19 protein-coding genes are annotated in these 22423 nt (G+C 72.0%); 7 read left to right on the top strand and 12 right to left on the bottom strand.

Features of this window, described 5'->3' with window-relative positions:
• Positions 1-46: 46 nt before the first annotated feature.
• A complete protein-coding gene (locus Pme01_RS15740) occupies positions 47-1189 on the top strand; it encodes a GNAT family N-acetyltransferase (RefSeq protein ID WP_168116410.1) in 1143 nt (380 codons plus the stop codon).
• A gap of 147 nt (positions 1190-1336) precedes the next feature.
• Here Pme01_RS15740 and hpf read toward each other — a convergent pair whose 3' ends face one another.
• From hpf to mtrA, 5 genes are all read right to left on the bottom strand, one after another.
• Positions 1337-1999 carry a ribosome hibernation-promoting factor, HPF/YfiA family gene (gene hpf / locus Pme01_RS15735; RefSeq protein WP_168116411.1) on the bottom strand — a complete coding sequence of 221 codons (663 nt, stop codon included), beginning with the start codon at positions 1997-1999 and terminating at the stop codon, positions 1337-1339.
• 320 nt (positions 2000-2319) lie between these two features.
• Positions 2320-3051: a ComF family protein gene (locus tag Pme01_RS15730; protein WP_168116412.1), complete on the bottom strand. Its 732-nt coding sequence runs from the start codon at positions 3049-3051 to the stop codon at positions 2320-2322.
• A 75-nt stretch (positions 3052-3126) separates the two neighbouring features.
• Positions 3127-4965: an LpqB family beta-propeller domain-containing protein gene (locus Pme01_RS15725; RefSeq protein WP_168116413.1), complete on the bottom strand. Its 1839-nt coding sequence runs from the start codon at positions 4963-4965 to the stop codon at positions 3127-3129.
• Entirely contained in the window at positions 4962-6902 is a 1941-nt protein-coding gene (mtrB, locus tag Pme01_RS15720; RefSeq protein ID WP_239088258.1) for an MtrAB system histidine kinase MtrB, read from the bottom strand. Before mtrB ends, Pme01_RS15725 begins: the two co-directional genes overlap by 4 nt.
• Positions 6903-6906: 4 nt before the next feature.
• Entirely contained in the window at positions 6907-7596 is a 690-nt protein-coding gene (gene mtrA, locus Pme01_RS15715; RefSeq protein WP_168116414.1) for an MtrAB system response regulator MtrA, read from the bottom strand.
• A gap of 185 nt (positions 7597-7781) precedes the next feature.
• Here mtrA and Pme01_RS15710 point away from each other — a divergent pair, with 185 nt between their 5' ends.
• Genes Pme01_RS15710 through Pme01_RS15690 form a run of 5 tightly spaced genes read left to right on the top strand, consistent with a single transcriptional unit; the run spans position 7782 to position 12805 of the window.
• Entirely contained in the window at positions 7782-8630 is an 849-nt protein-coding gene (locus Pme01_RS15710) for a hypothetical protein (protein ID WP_168116415.1), read from the top strand.
• On the top strand, positions 8627-9205 hold the full coding sequence (locus tag Pme01_RS15705; RefSeq protein WP_168116416.1) for a DUF4129 domain-containing protein: 579 nt from the start codon (positions 8627-8629) through the stop codon (positions 9203-9205). Before Pme01_RS15710 ends, Pme01_RS15705 begins: the two co-directional genes overlap by 4 nt.
• Positions 9202-10503, top strand: a complete 1302-nt coding sequence (locus Pme01_RS15700; RefSeq protein WP_168116417.1) for a DUF4350 domain-containing protein — start codon at positions 9202-9204, stop codon at positions 10501-10503. The genes Pme01_RS15705 and Pme01_RS15700 overlap by 4 nt, the downstream gene beginning before the upstream one ends.
• Positions 10500-11483, top strand: coding sequence for an AAA family ATPase (locus tag Pme01_RS15695; RefSeq protein ID WP_239088257.1), 984 nt, complete (start codon positions 10500-10502; stop codon positions 11481-11483). The genes Pme01_RS15700 and Pme01_RS15695 overlap by 4 nt, the downstream gene beginning before the upstream one ends.
• Complete coding sequence (locus Pme01_RS15690; RefSeq protein WP_168116418.1) at positions 11480-12805, top strand: DUF58 domain-containing protein; 1326 nt, start codon at positions 11480-11482, stop codon at positions 12803-12805. The genes Pme01_RS15695 and Pme01_RS15690 overlap by 4 nt, the downstream gene beginning before the upstream one ends.
• Here Pme01_RS15690 and Pme01_RS15685 read toward each other — a convergent pair.
• Positions 12802-13752: a stage II sporulation protein M gene (locus tag Pme01_RS15685; protein WP_168116419.1), complete on the bottom strand. Its 951-nt coding sequence runs from the start codon at positions 13750-13752 to the stop codon at positions 12802-12804. The two genes, Pme01_RS15690 and Pme01_RS15685, sit on opposite strands and share 4 nt — an antisense overlap.
• Positions 13753-13794: 42 nt before the next feature.
• Between Pme01_RS15685 and Pme01_RS15680 the strand changes: the two genes are divergently transcribed.
• On the top strand, positions 13795-14649 hold the full coding sequence (locus Pme01_RS15680) for an RDD family protein (RefSeq protein WP_168116420.1): 855 nt from the start codon (positions 13795-13797) through the stop codon (positions 14647-14649).
• Positions 14650-14740: 91 nt separating this feature from the next.
• Here Pme01_RS15680 and Pme01_RS15675 read toward each other — a convergent pair whose 3' ends face one another.
• The 6 genes from Pme01_RS15675 to efeB all read right to left on the bottom strand — a co-directional run bounded on the left by Pme01_RS15675 (position 14741) and on the right by efeB (position 22420).
• On the bottom strand, positions 14741-15811 hold the full coding sequence (locus Pme01_RS15675; RefSeq protein WP_168116421.1) for an ABC transporter ATP-binding protein: 1071 nt from the start codon (positions 15809-15811) through the stop codon (positions 14741-14743).
• On the bottom strand, positions 15808-16908 hold the full coding sequence (locus Pme01_RS15670; protein ID WP_168116422.1) for an ABC transporter ATP-binding protein: 1101 nt from the start codon (positions 16906-16908) through the stop codon (positions 15808-15810). Before Pme01_RS15670 ends, Pme01_RS15675 begins: the two co-directional genes overlap by 4 nt.
• Positions 16905-17846 (bottom strand): ABC transporter permease, encoded by a 942-nt coding sequence (locus Pme01_RS15665; RefSeq protein ID WP_168116423.1) that lies wholly within the window; start codon positions 17844-17846, stop codon positions 16905-16907. Before Pme01_RS15665 ends, Pme01_RS15670 begins: the two co-directional genes overlap by 4 nt.
• 69 nt (positions 17847-17915) lie before the next feature.
• Positions 17916-18902 (bottom strand): ABC transporter permease, encoded by a 987-nt coding sequence (locus Pme01_RS15660; RefSeq protein ID WP_168116424.1) that lies wholly within the window; start codon positions 18900-18902, stop codon positions 17916-17918.
• 106 nt (positions 18903-19008) lie between these two features.
• Positions 19009-20727 (bottom strand): ABC transporter family substrate-binding protein, encoded by a 1719-nt coding sequence (locus tag Pme01_RS15655; RefSeq protein ID WP_168116425.1) that lies wholly within the window; start codon positions 20725-20727, stop codon positions 19009-19011.
• A 418-nt stretch (positions 20728-21145) separates the two neighbouring features.
• Positions 21146-22420: an iron uptake transporter deferrochelatase/peroxidase subunit gene (gene efeB, locus Pme01_RS15650; protein WP_168116426.1), complete on the bottom strand. Its 1275-nt coding sequence runs from the start codon at positions 22418-22420 to the stop codon at positions 21146-21148.
• Positions 22421-22423: the final 3 nt, after the last annotated feature.

Below are 22423 nucleotides of genomic sequence, written 5' to 3'. Positions count from 1 at the left end.
TGATCTTGATGAGCCCGGCAGCACGAGAATACGGCAGAATCGCCCCATGGACGTGATCGAGGCGGGTTCGGTGACCCTGCGGCAGTTGGTGGTCGACGACGTCGCCGACGTGGCCGCGGCCTGCGCCGACCCCGTGAGCCAGCGCTTCCTGCCACTGCTGCCCAGCCCGTACACCGAGGCCGACGCGCGCGCCTTCGTCACGGAGGTGGCGCCGGCGAAGTGGGCGGCCGGTGGTGCCGAGTTCGCGATCACGCAGCCGGCCGCCGGCCGGCTGCTCGGCTGCGTCGGGGTCACCCCCGTGGGTCACCAGAGCGCGGAGATCGGGTACTGGGTGGCGCCCTGGGGGCGCGGCCGCGGCGCGGCCACCGAAGCCGTCCGCGCGGTCTCCTCCTGGGCCTTCAACCAGGGGTACGCCCGGCTGCAGATCCGTACCGACGTCGCGAACGGCCCGAGCCAGCGGGTGGCGATCGCGGCCGGGTACGCGCGGGAGGGCGTGCAGCGCGGCGGCGGGGTGACCCGCGACGGTGACCGGTACGACCTGATCGTGTGGGGCCGCCTGGTCGACGACCCGCCGGGGCCCGTACCCCGGCTCCTGCCCGACCTGCCAGGCGGCGAGCTCAGCGACGGCACGGTCACGCTACGGCCGCTCGGCGCCGACGACGCCGACGACGTCCACCGCACCCACCAACTACCCGAGGTGATCGCCGCGCGGGTACCGCCCGAGCCGATGTCCCAGCCCCAGGCCGTCCGGCGCTGCGCCCAGGCGGAGGCTGCCTGGCTCGCCGGTGCCCGGGTGGACCTGACGATCCGCGACGCCGTCACGGACGCCTTCGCCGGCGAGATCGGGCTCTACTACAACGAGCCGCCGACCGGCCAGGCGATGATCGGGTACAACCTCGACCCCGCCTGGCGCGGGCACGGCTACGCCAGCCGGGCCGCGCGACTGCTGGCCGCGTGGGCGTTCGAGTACACCGGGATCGTCCGGCTGATCGCCGGTACCGCGCCGTCCAACGTCGCGTCGCAGCGGGTACTGGAGGCGGTCGGTTTCCGGCGGGAGGGGTACCAGCGGTCCCGGCTGCCCGGAGTCTCCGGCGCCCGCATCGACGATCTGCTGTACGCGCTGCTCCCCGACGACCTGGTCGTCGAAGCCACCGGGAAGGCACCGGAACCCGGAGTGGACCGACACTGACCCGGCCGACGCCGACCCCGGCACCGCGCGCGGTACGCCGCATGCGACGGCCACGCCGAAGCGGTCACCCAACTGCTCCACACCGCCGGCCGCGAGCGAAGCGAGCAGGGCAACCGCCACGGACCTCAGTGGCGCCCGCCGGCGCCACTACGTGGACAGGCTCATGACCCCGTAGTCGTAGCCGTGCCGACGGTAGACCACGCTCGGCCGACCGGACTCCTTGTCCATGAAGAGATAGAAGTCATGGCCCAGCAGTTCCATGTGGAACAGCGCGTCGTCGACCGTCATCGGCTCGGCCGGATGCTCCTTCTCGCGCACGATGTGCCACGGCTGGTCGTCGTACTCGGACGCGTACTCGTCGGCCGCATCCATCGAGGACTCAGCCGCCGGCGGCCCGGCCAGCGCGGTCGTGGTCGCGTTCCCGTTCCGGCCGAACCATGCCCCGCTGTCGACCTGCGCCAGTGGCGCCGTGGCCACGGCCACGGAGACCGGCGTCTTGTGACCACGGTGGACCCGTCGGCGGTCGGCGGTGCGGCGCAGGCGGGTGTTGAGCTTGGTGATCGCGATATCGAGCGCGGCGTAGAAGTCGGCGGCGCACGCCTCGGCGCGCACGACCGGGCCGCGTGACACGCAGGTTATCTCGACGCGCTGACAGTGGTCGGACTGGCGCGGGTTGCGCTCGTGGAACAGTTCGACGTCAACCCGGATGATCTTGTGGTCATACCGCTCGATCTTGTGCAGTTTCTCGGCGACGTGCTGACGGTAGTGGTCAGGCACCTCGACGTTACGGCCTTTGACAACAATGTCCACGCTTGACCTCCCCCACGGTGAGTAGCGGACCCCGACCGGATGACCGACGGGGTTAGGTGGGTTTTCGTCCTGTGGGACTCGGGCGTTCGCCCTACGTGACTCCCGGACCGGCGCGCCTCGCCCCCGGACGGCGCTGCCGGTCGACTCGTGTCGCTGTCACCTCCCTACGCTGCGACCGTACGGTCGCCTGACCCCTGGGCGGTGTCGTTCCGCGGTGTTGCTCCGCTGCCTTCGACATTACTGGTGAATCTCGACGCTAACCTCCGGAAAGCCGCACGTCACCCCTTAGATGCCCGGAACAACGAAATAGCAACCGACTGTCACCGGGCCGGTACGTGACGTTGGGTAGCAGCGAGCACCGCCGCCACCGACGCGTCGACCTCGGCCGTGCGTAGCCGCGCCGCCACCGCCGTGAGCGTGGCGCCCGTGGTGACGACGTCGTCGACGAGCACCAGCCGGGCCCCGCCGGCCAGCGCCGCGCGGACGGCCGGCAGCCGGCCGGGTACCGGCATGAACGCGCCCGCCGCCGACCGCAGCCGATCCACGCTGGACAGTTCCGCCGAGTCCCGGCGGGGCCGCGCCCGCAGCGGGCAGGCGACGTCGGCCGGCCAGCCTCGCCGCGCCAGCGAGCCGGCGGCCCGGCGCGCCAACCGGAGCATGTGGTCGCCGTAGCGGTCCCGGGCCGACGCCGCGGTCGCGGGTACCGGTACCAGCAGCACCGGTCCCGGTACCGCACCCAGGGCCGCCGCGACCACGTCGGCCAACCGGTCACCCAGCGGACCGGCCAGGGTGTGCCGCCCGCGCTCCTTGTACGCCAGGATCGCCTCCCGCAGGGCCCCCGCGTAGGCGGCGAGCGCCACGCAGCGGGGCATCCCCAGCGGCTCGGGCCGCGGCCGCACCCGCTGAGGTCGCGCCGCCGCGAGCGCCGCGGCGCAGTCGCCACACAGGACCCGCCGGCCGGCGGCACCGGCACAGCCGGCGCACCCCGCCGGCAGGACGAGGTCGACCAGCGCCGACCAGGTGTCGGCGAGCGGGTTCGACCGGGTGGCCATAGTCCGTCCAGGAAGGTGATGGCATCGGGTTGTCCGACCCTACCGGTGGCCCGCCTGTCATATTGTCGGCCGCACTCAGTCCATGAAGAACGGCGCGCTCGGCGGCGACTGCTTCGCCGGTGCGCCGGACGGGGCCGGCCCGGTCGGTGGATCCTGCGGCCACTCGTCGACGCTGGTGGAGTAGACGCGGTACGCGCGGCCGTTCGCCTCGAGCATGATCTGGCCGCGCTCGCCACCCCGGTCCGGGTCGGAGTCGAGGCGGACCATCGGGTCGGCCACCACCCGGGTCACGGCGAGCCCCTGGAGGTTGCGCAGCGAGATCTGCTCGACCAGCGCGCTGTCGATCGTCAGCTCGACCAGCGAGGTCTGGCCGGCGGAACGGCCCGCGACCACCACCCAGCCCTCCCGGCTCCACGCCACCCCGACGGCGTCACTCAGCCCGCTGTGCACCTCCTGCAACTGGGTCACGAACGGGCTCGAACCGTCGAACGCGAGCACGCCGACGTACACCCGGCCACCCACGACCAGCGCGACCCGCCGACCGTCGCGGGCGACCGACACGGCGGTGACCCCGTTCATGCCCACCGGGGTCCGATCCGTCCACTGCTTGCTCGCCACGGACACGGCGAAGAGCTTGCCGTCCGCGGCGACCAGGAAGGCCGGGTCGTTGGCGGCGGGCGTGGTCACCCCGGCCGGCCGACTCATCAGCGGCGCGGTCAGGCCGGTGGACGTGTACTCGGCGGTCTTCGCGGCCTGGTTGTACGAGCCCAGCCACAGCCGTACCCGTCCCGGGCCGGCCTCGCGTACCAGCGCCACCTGCTGCGCGGCGCCCCGCAGGACCGCCGCGCTGACGACGCCGGAGTTGTCGTCGCTGTTGAGCACGGGCACCGCCACCGAGTCCCCGCCGATGTGCTTGACCCGCCCGTCCACGACGCCGAACCGGGGTGGGTCCTTCTGCCCGTCCGGGGTCACGGCCGGATTCGCCAGCCCGGCTCCGAGGTCCGTGCGCTGCCCCTCGATCAGCAGTTCCAGCGTCCCGGACCGCGGCCGCAGCGACCATTTCAGCTGGGTCAGGAACCGCGCCAGCTGACTCTGCACGCTGGCCGCCTTCGCCGACAGGTTGATCCGCACCACGCCGGAGTTGCTGTCGATGACCGGCAGGTCCTTGGTCTCGATGCCGGCCGGTAGCGGGTTGACCGCCGGCCGCAGGAACTCCGAGGGCCCGTCGCGCAGCCAGTTGGTCAGCTTCATCAGCTCGTTGGCCGGCGATGCCGACCTGCCGACGTACCGGAGGTCCGGCACCAGGTTGCGGTAGCCGGTGTCCCAGAAGTAGATCGGCCGGATGTCGTAGAACTCGCCGAGCCCCTCGTCGCTGAGGATCATCCCCTGCGGCGGGTTGGAGATGCGCAGTTCGAGGCCCCGTTCGGCGGGCACGACGTTGAACTGGTGGGTCACCGTGGCGGCACCGGTCCGCGGCTCGAGGGTGCCCCGGCTGTTCAACACGCCGATCGGCTCCAGGGCGACCTCGACCCGGGTGCCGTTGGCCGTGGCCGTGGGGATGTTGAACCGGGGACGGACCACGGTGATCTCCTGGCCCCGCTGCCAGGTGGCCTGCGCCCCGCTCGTCATGAAGCCGCGCGCAGCCTCCGCCACCTTGTCGATCGCCTCCGAATCCGGGCCGGCCTCGTTGGCCCAGGCGGCCGCCTCCAGGTAGCGGTGGACCAGGATCAGCGGGTCGGTCACGCCCACCGGGGTCTTCTTCTCGATCGGCTTACTGGAGGCGGCGGAGCCGCGGTCGCGGTGGGCGTCCTTGACCACGATCGGCGGTCCGGAGGTCGGTACGCCGCAGCCGACCAGCGGCAGCGCCGCGGCCGCGACCGCCAGGAGCACGACCAGCCGGCGCCGCCGGTTCACGGGGCACCCCTTCGGTCCGCCGTGACGGCCGGTATGCCCGGCTCGACGGCGGTCGTGTCCGCAGCGGTCGGCGTGGCGGCGATCGACCCGGCCACGGTCGGCGCGGCGGCGGGCTCCGGCCCCTCGATCGCCCTGAGCCACGCGTCGCCCGGTACCAGCCCCAGCGGCGAGGAGACCAGCCGGTCACCCGCGCGTACCGGCAGGGTCAGGCGGAACTGGGCGCCCCGACCGGGCGCCCCCCACGCCTCCAGCCAGCCGCCGTGCAGCCGGGCGTCCTCGATGCTGATCGACAGGCCCAGCCCGCTGCCACCGGTCTGCCGGGCCCGCGACGGGTCGGCCCGCCAGAACCGGTTGAACACGAACTTCTCCTCCCCCGGCCGCAGGCCCACCCCGTGGTCGCGCACGGTCACCGCCACCGCCGACTCGTCCGCGCTGAGCGTGACGCGTACCGGCCTGCCCTCGCTGTGCTCGATCGCGTTGCCGACGAGGTTGCGCAGGATCCGCTCGACCCGGCGTGGGTCGATCTCCGCGATCACCGGCGCGGCCGGGACGCCGACCTCGACGAGGCAACCGGCGCGCTCGGCCACGGACGCCAGGCCGTCGGCGGCGCGGCGCACCACCGGTACCAGATCGGTGGGCTCGGCATCGAGCATCGCGAACCCCGCGTCGAAGCGGCTGATCTCCAACAGGTCGGCCAGCAGCCCTTCGAAGCGGTCCAGCTCAGCCTGGAGCAGTTCGGCGCTGCGCGCCACCGCCGGGTCGAACGCCTCGCGCGCCGAGAAGATCAGGTCGGCGGCCATCCGTACCGTGGTCAGCGGCGTGCGCAGCTCGTGCGAGACGTCCGAGGTGAACCGCCGTTGCAGCCGCGACATCTCCTCCAGGCGCACGATCTGCCGCTGGAGGTTGGCCGCCATCTGGTTGAACGAGGCGGCCAGCCGGGCCAGGTCGTCCTCGCCGTGCACCTCCATGCGCTGGTCCAGCAGGCCGGCCGACAGCCGCTGCGCCGTGCGGGCCGCGAGCCGTACCGGCCGGACCACGAGCCGGGTGATCAGGGCGGCGACCATGGCCAGCAGCCCGACCAGCGCCACCCCGGTCGCGAACAGCGTGGTGCGCACCAGGTCGACCGTGGCGACCTCGTTGTCGAGCGGGAACAGGTAGTACAGCTCGAGCTGGCCACCGTCGGTGATGCTGCTGACCGGCGAACCGAAGACCAGGTACCGGTGCTCGCCGGTGCCGTCCGGGTCGGCGGTCACCCACTGGCGGGCCACCTTCCCCCGGGCGACCTCCTCGCGCAGCGACACGAGCCGGGGCGACGACACCACGTCGTACGCACCGGCCTTCGGCCAGGCCGGCGACTGCGCCTGCGCGGTCAGCGGCTGCAGCGAACTGTCGGTGGCGCGCATGACGACCTGGACCTGACCGCCCTGCGCGGTGTTGCCCAGCGCCACGACGACGGCCGGGACGGTGGAGAGCAGCGCCGGGTCGCCGGACTGGGTGACGCCCTTGAGCTGGCTCGCCGCGTACGCCACGCCCTGGTCCACCTGCCGGCTGGCGGACCGGACCTTGGCGTCGAGCAGGCCGCCGGTGATCCTGGACGCCACGACGAAGCCGAAGACGCCGACCAGCAGCGCCGACAGGACGAGCGTGATCGACACGATCCGCAGCTGCAGCGAGCGGCGCCACGCGCGCCGGGCCTGGGCGGCAAGCCTCGCGGCGTGCTGCAGCGGCCCGCGCCGCAGCGCCCGTACCGGCCTCGAATCCCGGACCGCGACCAGGCCGGTGACGACGAGCGACACCAGCCGGAGACCCCACGGCAGCGCCCGGTCCCGGACAGCCTTGATCATGCTGCGCACCCGGGTGGCGTCGATCAGCCGGCGCCCCCGGCCGGGTGCGGCCGAGCCGTCGGTGACGATCTCCCGGTGCCTGGGCTCGGGCACGGCGTCAGCCCGTACCGGCCTTGTAGCCGACGCCACGCACGGTGAGGATGATCTCGGGCCGCTCCGGGTCGGGCTCGATCTTGGCGCGCAGCCGCTGTACGTGGACGTTGACCAGGCGCGTGTCGGCGGCGTGCCGGTACCCCCAGACCTGCTCCAGCAGCACCTCACGGGTGAAGACCTGGCGCGGCTTCCGGGCCAGGGCCACCAGCAGGTCGAACTCCAGCGGGGTGAGCTTGACCTCCTCGCCGTCGCGGGCGACGGTGTGCGCCGGCACGTCGATGGTGATCTGATTGCCGAGCGGACCGATCGTGAGCAGTTCGGGCGTCACGTCCTCGCCCCGGCGCAGCCGGGCCCGCATGCGCGCGACCAGCTCCTTCGGCTTGAACGGCTTGACCACGTAGTCGTCGGCGCCGGACTCGAGGCCGAGCACGACGTCGACGGTGTCGCTCTTGGCGGTCAGCATCACGATCGGCAGCCCGGACTCGGCGCGGATCGCACGGCACACGTCGATGCCGCTCATCCCCGGCAGCATCAGGTCGAGCAGCACGATGTCCGGCCGTGCCTCGCGGAACGCGGCGAGAGCCCGCTCGCCGTCGGCCACGAACGAAGGCAGAAATCCTTCACTCCGGAGCACGATGCCGAGCATCTCGGCGAGCGCGGGATCGTCATCGACCACCAGTACACGGGCCCTCATGCGGCCCAATGATTCCACCTCCACGCCGAAACGTGGGTGACGCTCCCCCCATGGGGGCGGCGCCGGGGCCGTTTGGGACGTTTTGATCCATCTCTGGCTGGCCAGGCACGGTGGGTACGTCGGCGCGCGGCGCCACGTGCCACGATGACCCCGTCATTCATCGATGATCGCCCGAGGAGGGCCCCGTGCAGCCGTCGCGCCCACCGGGAGTCATCCCGTTGCGACCGCTCACGCTCGGCGAACTCCTCGACACCGCGATCGAGCTGCTGCGCCGCAACGCCGTGGCGCTGCTGCTGGCCGGCCCGGCCGTCGCCGCCGCCGAACAGGCCGTGCTGTACCCGCTGCGCGCCGCCGCCGCGATCACGCCACCCGGCTACCTGCCGCACGGCCGGCTCGGCGGGTACTGGCTGGTGATCGCCGCGGGCTTCGCCACCGAAGCGGTGGTGATCGCCCTGCTCGGCGGCCTGGCCGCCCGCGCCGCGGCGTCGGACCTGCTCGGCGAGCATCTGCCGGCCCGACGGCTGCTGGCGCCGACCGGGTCGCGGTTCGGCGCGGTTGCCGTGGTGGCGCTGGTGGCCGGCCTCGCGGTCGGGGTCTGCACGGTCGTCGGCCTGGTGCCGTGGGTCATCGGGTACGGGCTGGTCGGGCTCGCCGTGCCCACCCTCGTGATCGACCGCTACGGCGTCGGCCGGGCGCTGCTGCGCTCGGCGCGGCTGTCGGTGCGCGCCGGGATGCGGGCGGCGTCCGTACGGGTCGCCGGCTACCTGGCCTGGCTGGCCATCCGGGCGGCGCTCACGCTCGGCGGCCCCTTCGTCCTGTACGAGCTCTTCCCCGGCCAGCCGTGGCTGCCCGGGGCCGTCGTGGCGATCGCCGTCGCCGTGAACGGCGTGGCCTACCCGGCGCTCGCCTGCCTCGACGCCGTGCTGCACCTGGAGACCCGGATGCGCACCGAGGGCCTGGACATCTGGCTGGCCCGGGCGCTGCGGCCGGGCGCCGCCGAGGTCGGAGCCGACCTGCCGAGGGTGCTGCCATGAGCCGGTGGTGGACCGACCGGGTGGCTGCGGTCTCCGACGTGGTGCCGCTGCCGCTGCTGGTGCTCCTGCTGCTGGCCGTCGCGGTGATCGTCGGGGTGGCGTGGTACCGGTTCCCGGCCTGGGTGCCCCGCCGGCTGCCCCGGCTGCCCCGGCTGCGCCGTCGGGGCCGGAAGCGGGCCGACGGCGCCGTACCGGCCACGCAGTCACAGCCGGCCGACGGTACCGGCCTGCCCGACCTCCCGGCCGCCGAGTTCGCCTCGCTCGCCGACCGGCTCGCCGCCGAGGAGCGCTACGCCGAGGCGATCCGGGAACGGCTCCGCGAGATGGTCCGGCAGTTGATAGAGCGCGGCGTGATCGAGCACCGCCCGGGGTGGACCGTCACCGAGCTCGCCGGGGCTGCCGGCGCCGCCCTGCCCGCGGTCGCCGGGCCGCTGGCCGAGGCGGCCGGCGTCTTCTCCGACACCTGGTACGGGCAGCGCCCGGCCCTGGCCGCCACGGACGCCCGGATGCGGGCGCTCGCCGACACGGTCCGGCAGGCGATCCAGTGGCCGGCCGCACCGGGGCACGCGGGATGAGGACCCGCATTCGTACCCGACGGCTGCGACTGGTCGCTCCGCCGGCGCTGGTCGTACTACTGATGATCTTCTCCGCCGTGGCGTACGCGCTGCAGCAGCCGGACGAGTCCGACCCGGCCTTCCTGTCGCCGGCCAGCGAGGCCCCGATCGGCGCGGCCCGGCTGGCCCGGCTGGTCGAGCAGCGCGGGGTGACCGTCGAGCGCGCGACCAGGACCTCCGACGCGCTGGTCGCGGCGTACCGGGGCGGGGTCACCCTGTTCGTCCCGGCGCCCGCCCTGGTCAACCAGTACTACCTGCGCATGCTCACGCTGCTGCCGGCGTCGACCCGGCTGGTCCTGGTGGCGCCCACCGACAGCGCCCTGTCCCGGGGCCGCCTGCCGATCTCGGTAGCCGACCGGCGCTGGGCGACCGCGGTCGAGCCGCCCGGGTGCGACCTGCCGGCCGCGGCGAGCGCCGGGGCCGCCGCCCGGCGGGAGAGCTTCACCGCCCCCGAGGACGACGCGGTGGAACTGCGGCGCTGCTACCGCGGCGGCCTGGTCGAACTGCGCTGGTACAGCATGGACCTGACCGTGATCGGCGCGAACGACGTGTTCCGCAACGACCGGATCGGCGAGCACGGCAACGCGGCCCTCGCGACGGACCTCCTCACCGGTACCGGGCGGCTGGTCTGGCTGGACGTGCACCGGCTCGAACCGCCGCCGGCCGTCGATCCCGGTGCGTCCCCCGGCTCGGCGCCGCCGTCGCTGGCTCCCGCCTCGCCGGACCCGGATCTTCCGACCAGCGACCCCGACCGGCCGGGATCGGGGTCCAGCGGCGGTGACGGAGGCAGCGGTGACGGAGGCGGTGGCAGCCCGCCGTCGGTGTGGTCGGCGTTCCCGCCGGCGGCCTGGGCCACGCTGGCCCTGCTGCTCGCCGCCGGCGTACTGATGGCCGCAGCGAGGGGCCGCCGCCTGGACGGGCCCGTCCCCGAGCGGCTTCCGGTCACCGTGCCCGCCGCCGAGACCGTACTCGGGCGGGGCCGGCTCTACCGGCGGGCCAGGGCCCGGGATACGGCCCTGTCCACCCGGGCGACGGCGACCCGGCAGCGCCTGGGCCACCTGTTCGACCTGCCCGCCGACGCGCACCGCGAGGCGCTCGTGGCCGCGACCGCGGCGCAGGCCGGCTGGAGCGCGGCCGACGTCGACTCGACGCTGTACCCCCCGACGCCCGCGGACGACGAGCAACTCGTCGCGGCGGTGGCGAACCTGGACGGCCTGCTGCGCGCCGTGACGCGCACGGATGGAGGAGAGCTCCGTTGACCCGAACATCAGCACTGGAGGCCCGTACCGGTGACGAGGCCCGCGCGGCGCTCGGCCGGCTGCGCGCCGAGGTGGCCAAGGTCGTGATCGGGCAGGACGCCGTCGTCAGCGGCCTGGTCATCGCGCTGCTGTGCCGGGGGCACGTACTGCTCGAAGGCGTACCCGGAGTGGCCAAGACGCTGCTGGTACGCACCCTCGCGGCGGCGCTGGACCTTCAGGCCAAGCGGGTGCAGTTCACCCCGGACCTGATGCCCGGCGACGTCACCGGCTCGCTCATCTTCGACGCGCGTACCGCCGCGTTCGAGTTCCGCGAGGGCCCGGTCTTCACCAACCTGCTGCTGGCCGACGAGATCAACCGCACTCCCCCGAAGACCCAGGCGGCGCTGCTGGAGGTGATGGAGGAGCGGCAGGTGTCGGTCGAGGGGCGGCCCCGCCCGCTGCCCGACCCGTTCATCGTGGCCGCCACCCAGAACCCCACCGAGTACGAGGGCACCTACCCGCTCCCCGAGGCGCAGCTCGACCGGTTCCTGCTCAAGTTGACCGTGCCGCTGCCCGGCCGGGAGGAGGAGCTCGGCATCCTGCGCGCCCACCACTCCGGGTTCGACCCCCGTGACCTGCGCGCCGCCGGGGTCACCCCGGTCGCGGACGGCGCCGACCTGGCCGCCGGCCGGGAGGCGGTGCGACGGGTACAGGTCGCCGACGTGGTGCTGGGCTACGTGGTCGACCTGTGTCGCGGTACCCGCGTGTCGCCCTCGCTGGAGCTGGGCGCCTCTCCGCGCGGCGCCACCGCGCTGCTCGCCGCGGCGAAGGCGTGGGCGTGGCTCGCCGGCCGCGACTACGCCACCCCCGACGACGTCAAGGCCCTGGCCCGGCCGGCGCTGCGGCACCGGGTACGGCTGCGGCCCGAGGCCGAACTGGAGGGCGTGACCGTCGACAGCGTGCTCGAGTCCGTCCTCGCCACGGTGCCCACCCCGCGATGATCACCGCGCGGGTACCGCTGCTCCTGCTCGTCGGCGTCCCGGTCGTACCACTGGTGCCCTCGCCGTGGCTCGGCGCGCTGGCCGCCGTGGCGCTCCCGCTCGCCCTGGCCGCGGCCGACCTGCTCGCGGCGGCACCGCTGAGCCGGTTGACCGCCGGCCGCGACGGCGCCCGGGTGGCCTGGCTCGGCGAGACGGTCACCGTGCGACTCACCCTGACCAATGGGTCTCCCCGGCGGCTGCGGTGCCTGCTCCGGGACGCCTGGGTACCGTCGGCCGGCGCGGGCCCGTACTCACACCGCCTCGACCTGGCGCCGGGGGAAATTCGGACCGTCGAGACGGTACTGACGCCCACCCGGCGGGGCGACCGGAGCGCCGTACGGGTGAGCATCCGCTCGTACGGGCCGATGGGGCTGGCGTACCGGCAGAGCCGGCGGCGGGTGGCCGACGCCCGCACCCCGCCGTGGACGCTCCGGGTGCTGCCCCGCTTCGCCTCCCGCCGGTACCTGGCGGAGAAGCTGGCCCGGCTGCGGGTCCTCGACGGCACGGTGGCGATCCGGGGTCGCGGGCAGGGTACGGAGTTCGACGCGCTGCGGGAGTACGTGGTCGGCGACGACGTGCGCTCGATCGACTGGCGGGCCAGCGCGCGCCGCTCGGACATGGTGGTCCGTAGCTGGCGGCCCGAGCGCGACCGGCGGGTGCTGTGCGTCCTCGACACCGGCCGCACCTCGGCGGTACGCGTCGGCGACGAGCCCCGGCTGGACGCGGCGATCGATGCCTCGCTGCTGCTCGCCTGGATCGCGGCCCGCGCCGGCGACCGGGTGGACCTGCTCGCCGTCGACACCGCCGTACGCGCGTCGGTGGCCGGCGCCGGCAAGCGGGCGTGGATGTGGCGGCTGGTGTCGGCGCTGGCACCGCTGGAGCCGGCGCTGGTGGAGACCGACTTCGGCCTGGTCGCCGGCGAGGTGATGCGCCGCGAGCGCAAGCGCGCCCTGGTCGTACTGTTCACCGCGCTGGAGCCGGCCGCCCTGGGCGAGGGGCTGCTACCGGTGCTCCCCCGGCTGGCCGCCAGGCACAGGGTGGTCGTCGCCTCGGTCCAGGATCCGATCCTGTCGCGCCTGGCCGAAGGGTCGGCCCCGGATGATGCCGATCCCGTCGACCGCGTCTACGCCGCCGCGGCCGCGCACCGGGCGCTCGCCGAGCGTGACCGGGTCCGCGCCGCGCTGGCCCGGCACGGCGTCGAGGTGGTCGACGCGCCGGTCGAGTCGTTCGCCTCCCGGGTGGCCGACGCGTACCTGGCGATGAAGGCGACCGGCCGCCTCTAGCGCTCCTGCGCCGCAGCGGCGCGGCGGCCGAGCACCGTCACGTACCCGAGGAACGCCAGCCAGCCGAGCCCGCCGAGGCCGATCCGCACCGCGGTGGGCAGGCCCGACGGCGTCACGTACGCCTCGATCGCTCCGCTGACCGCGAGCACGCCGACCAGTCCCAGCGCGACCAGCATCCCGGCGCGGGCGGTCTCGGCCAGCGCCTGGCCCCGGGTTCTGGCCGGGCCCGGGGCGATCCAGGCCCAGCCGATCCGCAGCCCCACCCCCGCGGCGACGAAGACGGCGGTCAGCTCGAGCAGCCCGTGCGGCGTGAGGTAGGCGAAGAAGACGTCGGTACGGCCGCCCGCCGCCATGACGCCACCGGTGACCCCGAGGTTGAGCGCGTTGCTGGCCAGCAGGTACAGCACCGGCACGAGCAGTACCCCCGACGCCAGGCACTGGGCCGACAGCCACGCGTTGTGGCTCGAGACCGCGAGGGCGAAGTTCTGCGGCCGGTAGGTGCTGTAGTAGCCGACGAACTCCGAGTCGACCAGCCGGTTGATCTCGGCGTCGCCCATGAACACGTGCGCGGCCGCCGGATGGCCCGCGATGTACCCGATGACCAGCCCGGACAGGGTCACGAAGCCGACGGCGACGGCCGCCGACCACCACCTGGCCCGGTACACCTCCAGCGGGAACGAGACGGTGAAGAACCGGCCGATCCGCCGGAGTGAGAACGCGCTCGGCCCGGTGATCGCCGACCGGGCGGCGAGCACGAGGTGCGACAGGCGTGCCACCAGGACGGGGTCCGGCGAGCGGCTGCGGATCAGGGACAGGTGCGTGGCGGCCCGCTGGTACAGCCGGATCAGCTCATCTGCCTCGACCGCGGACAGGCGTCGCCGCCGCGACAGCGCCTCCAGCCGGTGCCACTCGTCGGCGTGCTCGGCCACGTAGGCGTCCAGGTCCACGCCGTGACTTTAGTGCCGGCGTGGATGGTGTTGACTATCGAGATGGATCGAAGCGAGGAGCCGGTCGACCGACTGGTCAGCGGTGAGGCCGTGGAGCTGGACGTCCGGGTCGCCGGCGTCGGCTCGCGGGTCCTCGCCCGCATCCTCGACGCCCTGGCGCAGGGCGTGCTGTACCTGCTTCTCCTGGTTGTCGCCGTGCTGGTGGTGGAGCCGCTGGTCCCGGGCGCCGACGCGGCCTCCACGCAGGCGCTCACCGTGGTGGTCGCGGTCGTCGTGCTCGTCGGGTACCCGGTGACGATGGAGACGCTCGCCGGTGGCCGCACGATCGGCAAGCTCGCCCTCGGCCTGCGGGTGGTCGGCGACGACGGCGGGCCGATCCGGTTCCGGCACGCGCTGACCCGCTGCCTCGTCGCCGTGGCGGTGGAGTGGCCGGGGCTGGTCCTCCCGTTCCTGGCCCCGATGATCGCGCTGGCCACGATGCTCGCCCACCCCCGCGGCAAGCGCATCGGCGACCTGGCCGCCGGCACGATCGTCATCCACGAGCGCGCCCCCGCCGCCTGGGGCTGGGTACCGGCGATGCCACCCCACCTGGCCTCGTGGGCCTCGCTGCTCGACCTCACCCGCCTCGACGACGAGCTGGCGCTCGCACTGCGGCACTACCTGGCGCGCAACCGGCAGATCCACGAACCGGCGCGCAGCCGGATCGGGTACGCGCTGGCCGTCGAGGTCTCCGCCCGGGTCACGCCGCCGCCCCCGCCCGGGGTACCCGGCTGGGCCTACCTCGCGGCGGTCCTCGCCGAGCGGCATCGCCGCGCGACGGGACGGCTGGCCGCGAACCGCGCCGCGACCGCCTCGGTCTGGCCCGACGCGCCCCCGGCCTGGCCCGGCACGACATAGCAAGATCGGCACAACCTCCACCGGAGGTCGTGGTCTCCGGCCGGGGTCGAGACCACTTCTTCCAGATCGGAGGTTGTGCCGATCTTGATGATCAGACGAGCTTGATCGCCTCGGCGTAGTGGCATGCCGAGGCGTGCCCCTGGCCCCGGTCCGTCAGCGCCGGCACCTCGTCCACGCACTTGCGCCGCTCCGCCTCGGACAGCACATTGGCGAACTTCGGGCAGCGCGTCCGGAACCGGCACCCGCTGGGCGGGTTGACCGGGCTCGGCACGTCACCCGTCAGCGTGATGCGCTTGCGGGAGCGCTCCTTGCGCGGGTCCGGCAGCGGGATCGCCGAGATCAGCGCCTGGGTGTACGGGTGAGCCGCCTTGGTGAACAGCTCCTCCTTGTCGGCGATCTCCACGATCCGGCCCAGGTACATCACGGCGACCCGGTCCGCGATGTGCCGCACCACGGACAGGTCGTGCGAGATGAACAGGTACGACAGGCCCAGTTCGCTCTGCAGGTCCTCGAGCAGGTTGATCACGCCGGCCTGGATCGACACGTCCAGGGCGGAGACCGGCTCGTCGAGGATGAGGACCTTCGGGCGCAGCGCCAGGGCGCGGGCGATGCCGATGCGCTGGCGCTGGCCGCCGGAGAACTCGTGCGGGTACCGGTTGCCGTGCTCGGGGTTGAGCCCGACCAACTTCAGCAGCTCGCGTACCTTGTCCCGACCCTGCGTCCCCGAACCGAACAGCCCGTGGATGCGCAGCGGCTCGGCGACGATCTCGTTGACCGTCATCCGGGGGTCCAGCGAGGCGAACGGATCCTGGAACACCAGTTGCAGGTCGCGCCGCAGCGGCCGCATCTGGCCGGGCGACAGCTCGACCAGGTTGCGGCCGGCGTAGACCACCTCGCCGGAGGTCGCCTTGATCAGGTTGAGCAGGAGCCGGCCGGTCGTCGTCTTGCCGCAGCCGGACTCGCCGACCAGCCCCAGCGTCTCGTTCCCGAACAGGTCGAACGAGACCCCGCACACCGCGTGCACGTCGCCGACGGTCCGGCGCACGAGGCCGCGCGAGCGTACCGGGAAGTGCTTGACCAGGTCGCGCACTGCGAGGACCGGCTCACCGGGACCACCGGCCGTGCCGCCGGCCCCCGCCTCGACCACGTTGGCGGCCGTCATGGCTGTACCTCCAGATCCCGAGGCGTGATGTCCTCGGTGTCCACTGACGTGGGCCGGAATAACTGCGCGGCGCTCGCCCCGACCAGCCGCTCGTGGAAGTGGCAGGCCGACAGGTGGTCGGGCGCGTCGGTGACGTACAGGTCCGGCTCCCGCTCCTCACAGACCGGCTGCGCCAGCGGGCACCGCGGCGTGAACGGGCAGCCGGGTGGGAGGTTCATCAACGACGGCGGGGCGCCCACGATCGGGGTCAGCCGCTCGCGGCCGGCCTCGTCCAGGCGCGGCAGGCTGCCGAGCAGGCCCAGCGTGTACGGCATTCTGGGCTCGTAGAACACCTCGTCGACGGTGCCCTTCTCGACCAGCCTGCCGGCGTACATCACCCCGATGCGGTCGGCGTGGCCGGCGATGACCCCCAGGTCGTGGGTGATCAGCACCAGGGCGGCGCCGGTCGCGGCGCGGGCCGCCTCGAGCGCCTCCAGCACCTGGGCCTGCACCGTCACGTCGAGGGCGGTGGTCGGCTCGTCGGCGATGATGACGTCCGGGTTGTTGGCCATCGCGATCGCGATGACGACGCGCTGCCGCATACCGCCCGACATCTCGTGCGGGTAGTTGTTCACCCGCTGCGAAGGGTTCGGGATGCCGACCATGGCGAGCAGTTCGATCGCCCGGTCCATCGCGGCCTTCTTGGACACGTCGTTGTGGGCCAGGATCGCCTCGGAGATCTGGTAGCCCACGGTGTACACCGGGTTGAGCGACGTCAGCGGGTCCTGGAAGATCATGGCGATCTTCTTGCCGCGGATCGACGAGTAGTCGTTCTCGCTGCGGCCGAGCAGTTCCTCACCGCGGAAGCGGACCGATCCGCTGATCCGTGCCGTCTTCGGCAGCAGTCCCATGATCGCCATCGACGTCACGGACTTGCCGGAGCCCGACTCGCCGACGATGCCCATCGCCTCCCCCGGCGCCAGCCGGTAGCTGACACCGCGGACGGCCTGGACGACACCGTCGTCGGTGGGGAACTCGACCGTGAGGTTCTCGACCTCCAGTACGGCCTCGCGGTCGCCGGCTTTGCGGCTCAGCTCGATATTGGTCTCTGCGGTCATCGGCGTTGCCTCGTCTGTCGGGGGTCGAGCGCGTCACGCAGGCCGTCACCGATGAAGTTGACCGTGAGCGCGATCAGGATGATGAACAAGCCGGGGAAGTAGAACAGCCACGGCCGGGTCTGTACCGCCGACTGGGCCGCGGTGATGAGAAGACCGAGCGAGGTATCGGGCGCCTGCACCCCGAAGCCGACGTAGGACAACGCCGTCTCGGCGAGGATGCCGGCGGCGACCAGCAGCGTCGCGTAGACGATGACCACCGCGAGCGCGTTCGGCACGAGGTGGCGCAGGATGATCCGGCTGTCCGAGGCGCCCAGCGCCCGGGCCGCCTCGATGAACTCCTGCTCGCGCAGGGAGAGCACGACGCCGCGGACGGCCCGCGCCACCAGCGGCGCGCTCAGGCCGCCCAGGATCAGGGCGATCATCCACCAGGCGCCGCCGGAGGTGCTGCCCAGCGCGGCGGCCAGCGCGATCGCGGGGATCGTCAGGATCAGATCGGCAAGACGCATGAGCACGGAGTCGGCCAGGCCCCGGTAGTACCCGGAGATGCCGCCCCACACCACGCCGAGGGTGGTGGCGACGAGGGCGATGCAGAGCGCCACTTTGATCGACTGCTGGAGCCCCCGCAGCACCTGTGCGAACCCGTCATGGCCGAGGCTGTCGGTGCCGAAGGGGTGCGCCAGCGACGGCGGCTGCGAGTTGTCCGGCGTGATGTCGGTGTACTGGTACTTCCACACCAGCGGACCGACGAACGCCAGCAGCACGATGAAAATCAACAGCACCAGGCTGGCGACGGCGAGCCGATGGCGCCGGAAGCGCCGCAGCGCCTGCTGAAGCTGGCTGCGCTCCTTGACGTTGAACTCGCGGTCGGACCCGCCCGTCACAGACGTCGGCTGGGGGGTTCCCGACGTCGTCACCGAACTGGCACGCATCTCACTCATGCCGCCACCTCGCTGGGGCTCGCTGACCGCATGAGCACACACGCTGAGCCCATGATTCGTTCGCTTCGCTCACTCATAGCGGATCCTCGGGTCGAGCACGCCGTACAAGAGGTCGGCGACGAGGTTGAAGAGAATGACGATCAACGCGGAGATGAGCAGCCAGCCCAGCATCGCGTTCGCGTCGTGGTCCCCGACCGAGTCGAGGAAGAACTCACCGAGACCGTGCCACTGGAAGACCCGTTCGGTGATGATCGTGCTGCCGAGCAGCGCGGCGATGTCGAGCGCCGTCACGGTCGTCAGCGGGATCAGCGCGGTACGCAGCGCGTGCCGTACCAGGACCCGCCGGGGCCGCAGCCCCTTGGCCCGGGCCAGCCGGACGTAGTCGCTGTTGAGCACCTCGAGCATCGACGCGCGCTGGAACCGGCTCCACGCCGCGTAGCTGACGAGGCCCAGCACGATGGTCGGCAGGATCATGTGGCCGGCGATGTCCTTGACGTGCCCCCAGGCGGAGTCGTCGGTCAGGAACGGCGACTTGTCGCCGATGGTGAAGAAGGTCTGGGTACCGATTGCCTGGTTGTACGAGATGGCCGCCGACTTGAGCAGGATCGCGAACCAGAACGTGGGCATGGCCAGGAACAGGAAGCCGGTGAACGTGAAGGTGTAGTCGGTCGCCGAGTACTGCTTCACGGCACTCACCACACCGGTGATCACCGCGAAGATGAGGGCGATCAACACCGAGATGAGGACCAGACGCAGCGATACGACGAGCCGGCCGCCCAGTTCGTGGCCGATGTTGGTGTTGGAGTGGACCGACGGGCCGAAGTCGCCGTGCAGGACCAGGTTCTTCAACCAGTTCAGGTACTGCACGTGAATCGGCTGGTCCAGACCGAGCCGGTGCTCCTCGTTCAGGATCGTCTGTCGCGGAGCCGGCGGGTTGCGCATCTTCAAGGGCTCCAGCGGATCACCGGAGAACTTGACCATGATGAAGACCAGGATCGTCGATCCGATCAGGATCGGGATCGAAACAAAAATGCGTCGTATGACGTACGCGAGCACGCGTACCTCCCAGCTGTGCCCACTTAGTGTCGGATCCCGGACGCGAACGTCCGGGATCCGACACTACCCAATGTGCAGATGGCGTTTACGTTGCCTGGCGGCTACCTCACTTGGCCGAGGCGCGCAGGCCCCACTCCTGGTTGTTGTAACCAGGGCTGCTCGTGGTCGCGTTGTCGCGGATGTTCGCGAACTGCGAGTACGCGGCCAGGAACGTCGGCTTCTGGAACAGCGGAAGCACGTAGTAGTCGTCCGCCATGACCTGGTTGGCCTGGTTGAGCAGGTCAGTGGCCTTCTTGGGGTCGACCTGCGCGGTGGCCTGCTTCAGCAGGTCGTCGCTCTTGGGGTTCACCCACTTGCCGTAGTTGCTGTCGCTGGCGCTGCCCCACAGCTGCTCCGCGCCCTGCAAGGCGAACGGCTGACCGATCCACGCGAACAGGATCACGTCGTAGTCGCCCTTGGTCAGTGTCGGGCCGAGAGTCTGGGTGGGGGTGACGTCGATCTTGAGACCGATCGCCTGCATCTGCTTCTGGAACAGCTCGGCGGTCGCCTTCCGCAGCGGGTTGCTGGCGGTGTAAGTGACGCGCAGCGAGATGGGCTCGCCGGCGGGGGTGGCCAGTGCCGTGCCGACGCCCTTGTAACCGGCGTCGGTGAGGACCTTCTTGGCCTTCTCGACGTCGCCGGAGCCGGCACCGGTGGAGGTGACGACGTCCTTGTAGCCGTCCTGGCTCGGCTTGAAGTTGTGGTTGTTCAGCGGCTTGGCGCCCGGCACGAACTGGCCGATCGTCTTGGCGATGACCTCCTGGCGGTTGAGCGCCGTGAAGATCGCCTGTCGCAGCGGCTTGTCAGCCAGGAACTTGTTCTTCAGGTTGAGGTCGAAGTGCTCCCAGGTCAGGCCCGTGCCCAGGCTGTACTGAACGTTCGGGGCCAGCGCCTTCACCTGGTTGACCATGTCCTGGTCCGGCTGCGGGTAGATGACCTGGACCTCGTTGTTCTGGAGGGCCGGCACCTCCTGCGACTGGTCGGTGATGATACGGAAGACCAGCTTGTCGAGCTTCGGCTTGGTCTTGCCGTACCACTTCGGGTTCGGCACCTCGGTGACCGAGACGTCCTTCTGGTAGTCCGAGATCTTGTACGGGCCACCGGAGAAGGTGGGCACGGTCTCGTTGAACCACTTGAACGAGGTCGCCAGGTCACCGTGCTGCTTGGCGATGTGCGCCGGCTGCAGGTTGTCGAACAACGCCTTCCAGTCCGGGAACGGGCTGTCGAAGACCACGGTCACGGTCTTGCCGTTGTCCGAGCCGGTGACCGACTTGATGATGTTGTAGCCAGAGGCCGACGCGGGGCTGCAGTCCTTGCAGTCCTTGCTGTTGCGGGTCTGGAAGGCGTAGGTGAAGTCGTCGGCGGAGATCGGCGTGCCGTCGTCCCAGACCGCTTCCTTCTTGATCTTGTAGACGATCGTCTGCGGGCTGGTGCTCGTCTGCTCGGCCGAATCCAGCAGGTCGTCGTTGAGTCGGACGGAGAAGTCCGGCTCAACGACGAACGCCTGGGGCGTGATGCCGGTCATCACCGGCACGTAGTCGGCGGTGTTTGTCTCCGCGTCGTTGAGGTTCCAACCGGTGATCTTCTTCTCGACGGCGTACGTGAGCGTGCCACCCTGCTTGGTCGCCCCACCGTTGCAGTCGTTCGGCTTGGTGGCGCAGTCGGCAAAGCTCGTCGAGACGGTCTTTCCGCTATCCGAGCTGCCGCCGCCACCACACGCCGCAACCACCGCCAGTGAGACGCCGGCGGCAGCGACAGCGCCCGCCAACCTCTTAGCTGTGCGCATTTTCCCTCCAGTCAGCTACCGCAGCCCACGCGCCGGCACGCCGAGACCATGGCAAGGTGCACGGACCCGGGCAGGCAGGGGCTGCGTTGTAGTGCATAAAGCAAACGTCGCCAGGGGTCGCCTGCAAAGAGGGCGCCCGAATTCGTGACTGTCCCGTTATCCGGACACCACGCCAGGGTAACGACCGTCATCCGTACGTCCGATCCTGTATGACTGAAAGTTCACATCACCTCGCCGATAACCCGATCCACGCCCGACATGTCGGGTATGCTGGCCCGCTCGGCCTCGTCGGCTCGGACCGGACGGCCCGGGACGCCCGGCCGTGCAACCCGATTTCCGGACCCGGAGCAAGGGTTCGAAGAGAGTCGGCCGAGCCGAGACCACGGTTGTCACACCGCCGTATCTAGGGTCGCGCCGGTCACGACGAGAACAGCGCGCGGCCCCAGAAGTCGTCGGCCGTACGGACCCCGGGCGGGCAGGCGTACAGCCCGCTGGAGACGTGCCGCAGGTACTCGTTCATGGCGTCGTTCCGGGCCAGCGAGGTCTGGATCGGCACGAACTGCCGCCGCGGATCCCGCTGGTAGGCCATGAAGAACAGGCCGGCGCCGAGCCGGCCCAGCCCGTCCGAGCCGTCGACGAAGTTGTACCCGCGCCGCAGCAGCCGCGCGCCGCCGTTGGTGTCCGGGTGGGCCAGCCGTACGTGTGAGTCGGCGGGGATCACCTGCTTACCGTCGGCGCCGGTCGCCGCGAGGTTGAGTTCGTCGAACTCGCCGCGCTTTCCGAGCGGCGCGCCGGTACCCTTCGTCCGCCCGACGATGGCCTCCTGCTCGGCCAGCGAGGTGCGGTCCCACGTCTCGATCATCATCCGGATCTTCCGGGTGACCAGGTACGTGCCGCCGGTCATCCACGCCGGCCCGTCCCCCGCCTGTACCCACAGGTGCTGGCGGAGCGCGGCGGTGTCCTCCGCCTTGAGGTTGGCCGTACCGTCTTTGAACCCGAACAGGTTGCGGGGCGTGGCCTGCGCGCGCGACGTGGAGGAGGTACGCCCGAAGCCCAGCTGGGACCAGCGCATGCTCACCGCGCCGAAGCCGATACGGGCCAGGTTGCGGATGGCGTGCACGGCCACCTGCGGGTCGTGCGCGCAGGCCTGTACGCAGATGTCGCCGCCACCGGTGGCCGGGTCCAGCGCGTCGCCGCGAAAGTGCGGCAGGTCGGCGAGGGCCGCCGGTTTGCGGTCGGCGATCCCGAACCGGTCGCGGCCGCCGGCGTCCCGGAACAGCGTGGGCCCGAAACCGACCGTCAGCGTCAGCCCGGACGGCGGGAGGCCCAGCGCCTCGCCGGTGTCGTCGGGCGGCGCCTCCGGCGACCCGTTCACCGCGCCGACCGGCCCGGCGTCGTGCCCGGCGGTCAGCCGGGCGGCCGCCAGGGTCCACTCCCGCAGCAGGTCGACCAGGTCGGCCCGCTTGTCCGTGGTCACGTCGAACGCCACGAAGTGCAGCCGGTCCTGCGCCGGGGTGGTGATACCGGCCTGGTGCTCACCGAGGAACGCGACGGCACCGCCCGCCTCCGAGCCGTGCTGCTCCTCCGCCATCAGGCCGCGCGCCCACGCACCGGCCCCGCCGGCCGCCACCGCGCCGGCCACGCCCGCGCCGCCGACCGTGAGCATCCGCCGTCGCGAGAACCTGCCCGCCATCGC

The sequence above is a fragment of the Planosporangium mesophilum genome (genome assembly GCF_016863255.1).
Lineage (GTDB): Bacteria > Actinomycetota > Actinomycetes > Mycobacteriales > Micromonosporaceae > Planosporangium > Planosporangium mesophilum.
This window is presented reverse-complemented; position numbering and strand designations above follow the sequence as displayed.

What these genes read in the sequence shown, in the direction of transcription:
- Pme01_RS15740 (WP_168116410.1), top strand. Translation starts at nt 47, where the DNA reads ATGGACGTGATCGAGGCGGGTTCGGTGACCCTGCGGCAGTTGGTGGTC.
- Pme01_RS15730 (WP_168116412.1), bottom strand. Translation starts at nt 3,051, where the DNA reads ATGGCCACCCGGTCGAACCCGCTCGCCGACACCTGGTCGGCGCTGGTC.
- mtrA (WP_168116414.1), bottom strand. Translation starts at nt 7,596, where the DNA reads ATGAGGGCCCGTGTACTGGTGGTCGATGACGATCCCGCGCTCGCCGAG.
- Pme01_RS15705 (WP_168116416.1), top strand. Translation starts at nt 8,627, where the DNA reads ATGAGCCGGTGGTGGACCGACCGGGTGGCTGCGGTCTCCGACGTGGTG.
- Pme01_RS15700 (WP_168116417.1), top strand. Translation starts at nt 9,202, where the DNA reads ATGAGGACCCGCATTCGTACCCGACGGCTGCGACTGGTCGCTCCGCCG.
- Pme01_RS15690 (WP_168116418.1), top strand. Translation starts at nt 11,480, where the DNA reads ATGATCACCGCGCGGGTACCGCTGCTCCTGCTCGTCGGCGTCCCGGTC.
- Pme01_RS15680 (WP_168116420.1), top strand. Translation starts at nt 13,795, where the DNA reads ATGGATCGAAGCGAGGAGCCGGTCGACCGACTGGTCAGCGGTGAGGCC.
- Pme01_RS15675 (WP_168116421.1), bottom strand. Translation starts at nt 15,811, where the DNA reads ATGACGGCCGCCAACGTGGTCGAGGCGGGGGCCGGCGGCACGGCCGGT.
- Pme01_RS15670 (WP_168116422.1), bottom strand. Translation starts at nt 16,908, where the DNA reads ATGACCGCAGAGACCAATATCGAGCTGAGCCGCAAAGCCGGCGACCGC.
- Pme01_RS15665 (WP_168116423.1), bottom strand. Translation starts at nt 17,846, where the DNA reads ATGAGTGAGATGCGTGCCAGTTCGGTGACGACGTCGGGAACCCCCCAG.
- Pme01_RS15655 (WP_168116425.1), bottom strand. Translation starts at nt 20,727, where the DNA reads ATGCGCACAGCTAAGAGGTTGGCGGGCGCTGTCGCTGCCGCCGGCGTC.
- efeB (WP_168116426.1), bottom strand. Translation starts at nt 22,420, where the DNA reads ATGGCGGGCAGGTTCTCGCGACGGCGGATGCTCACGGTCGGCGGCGCG.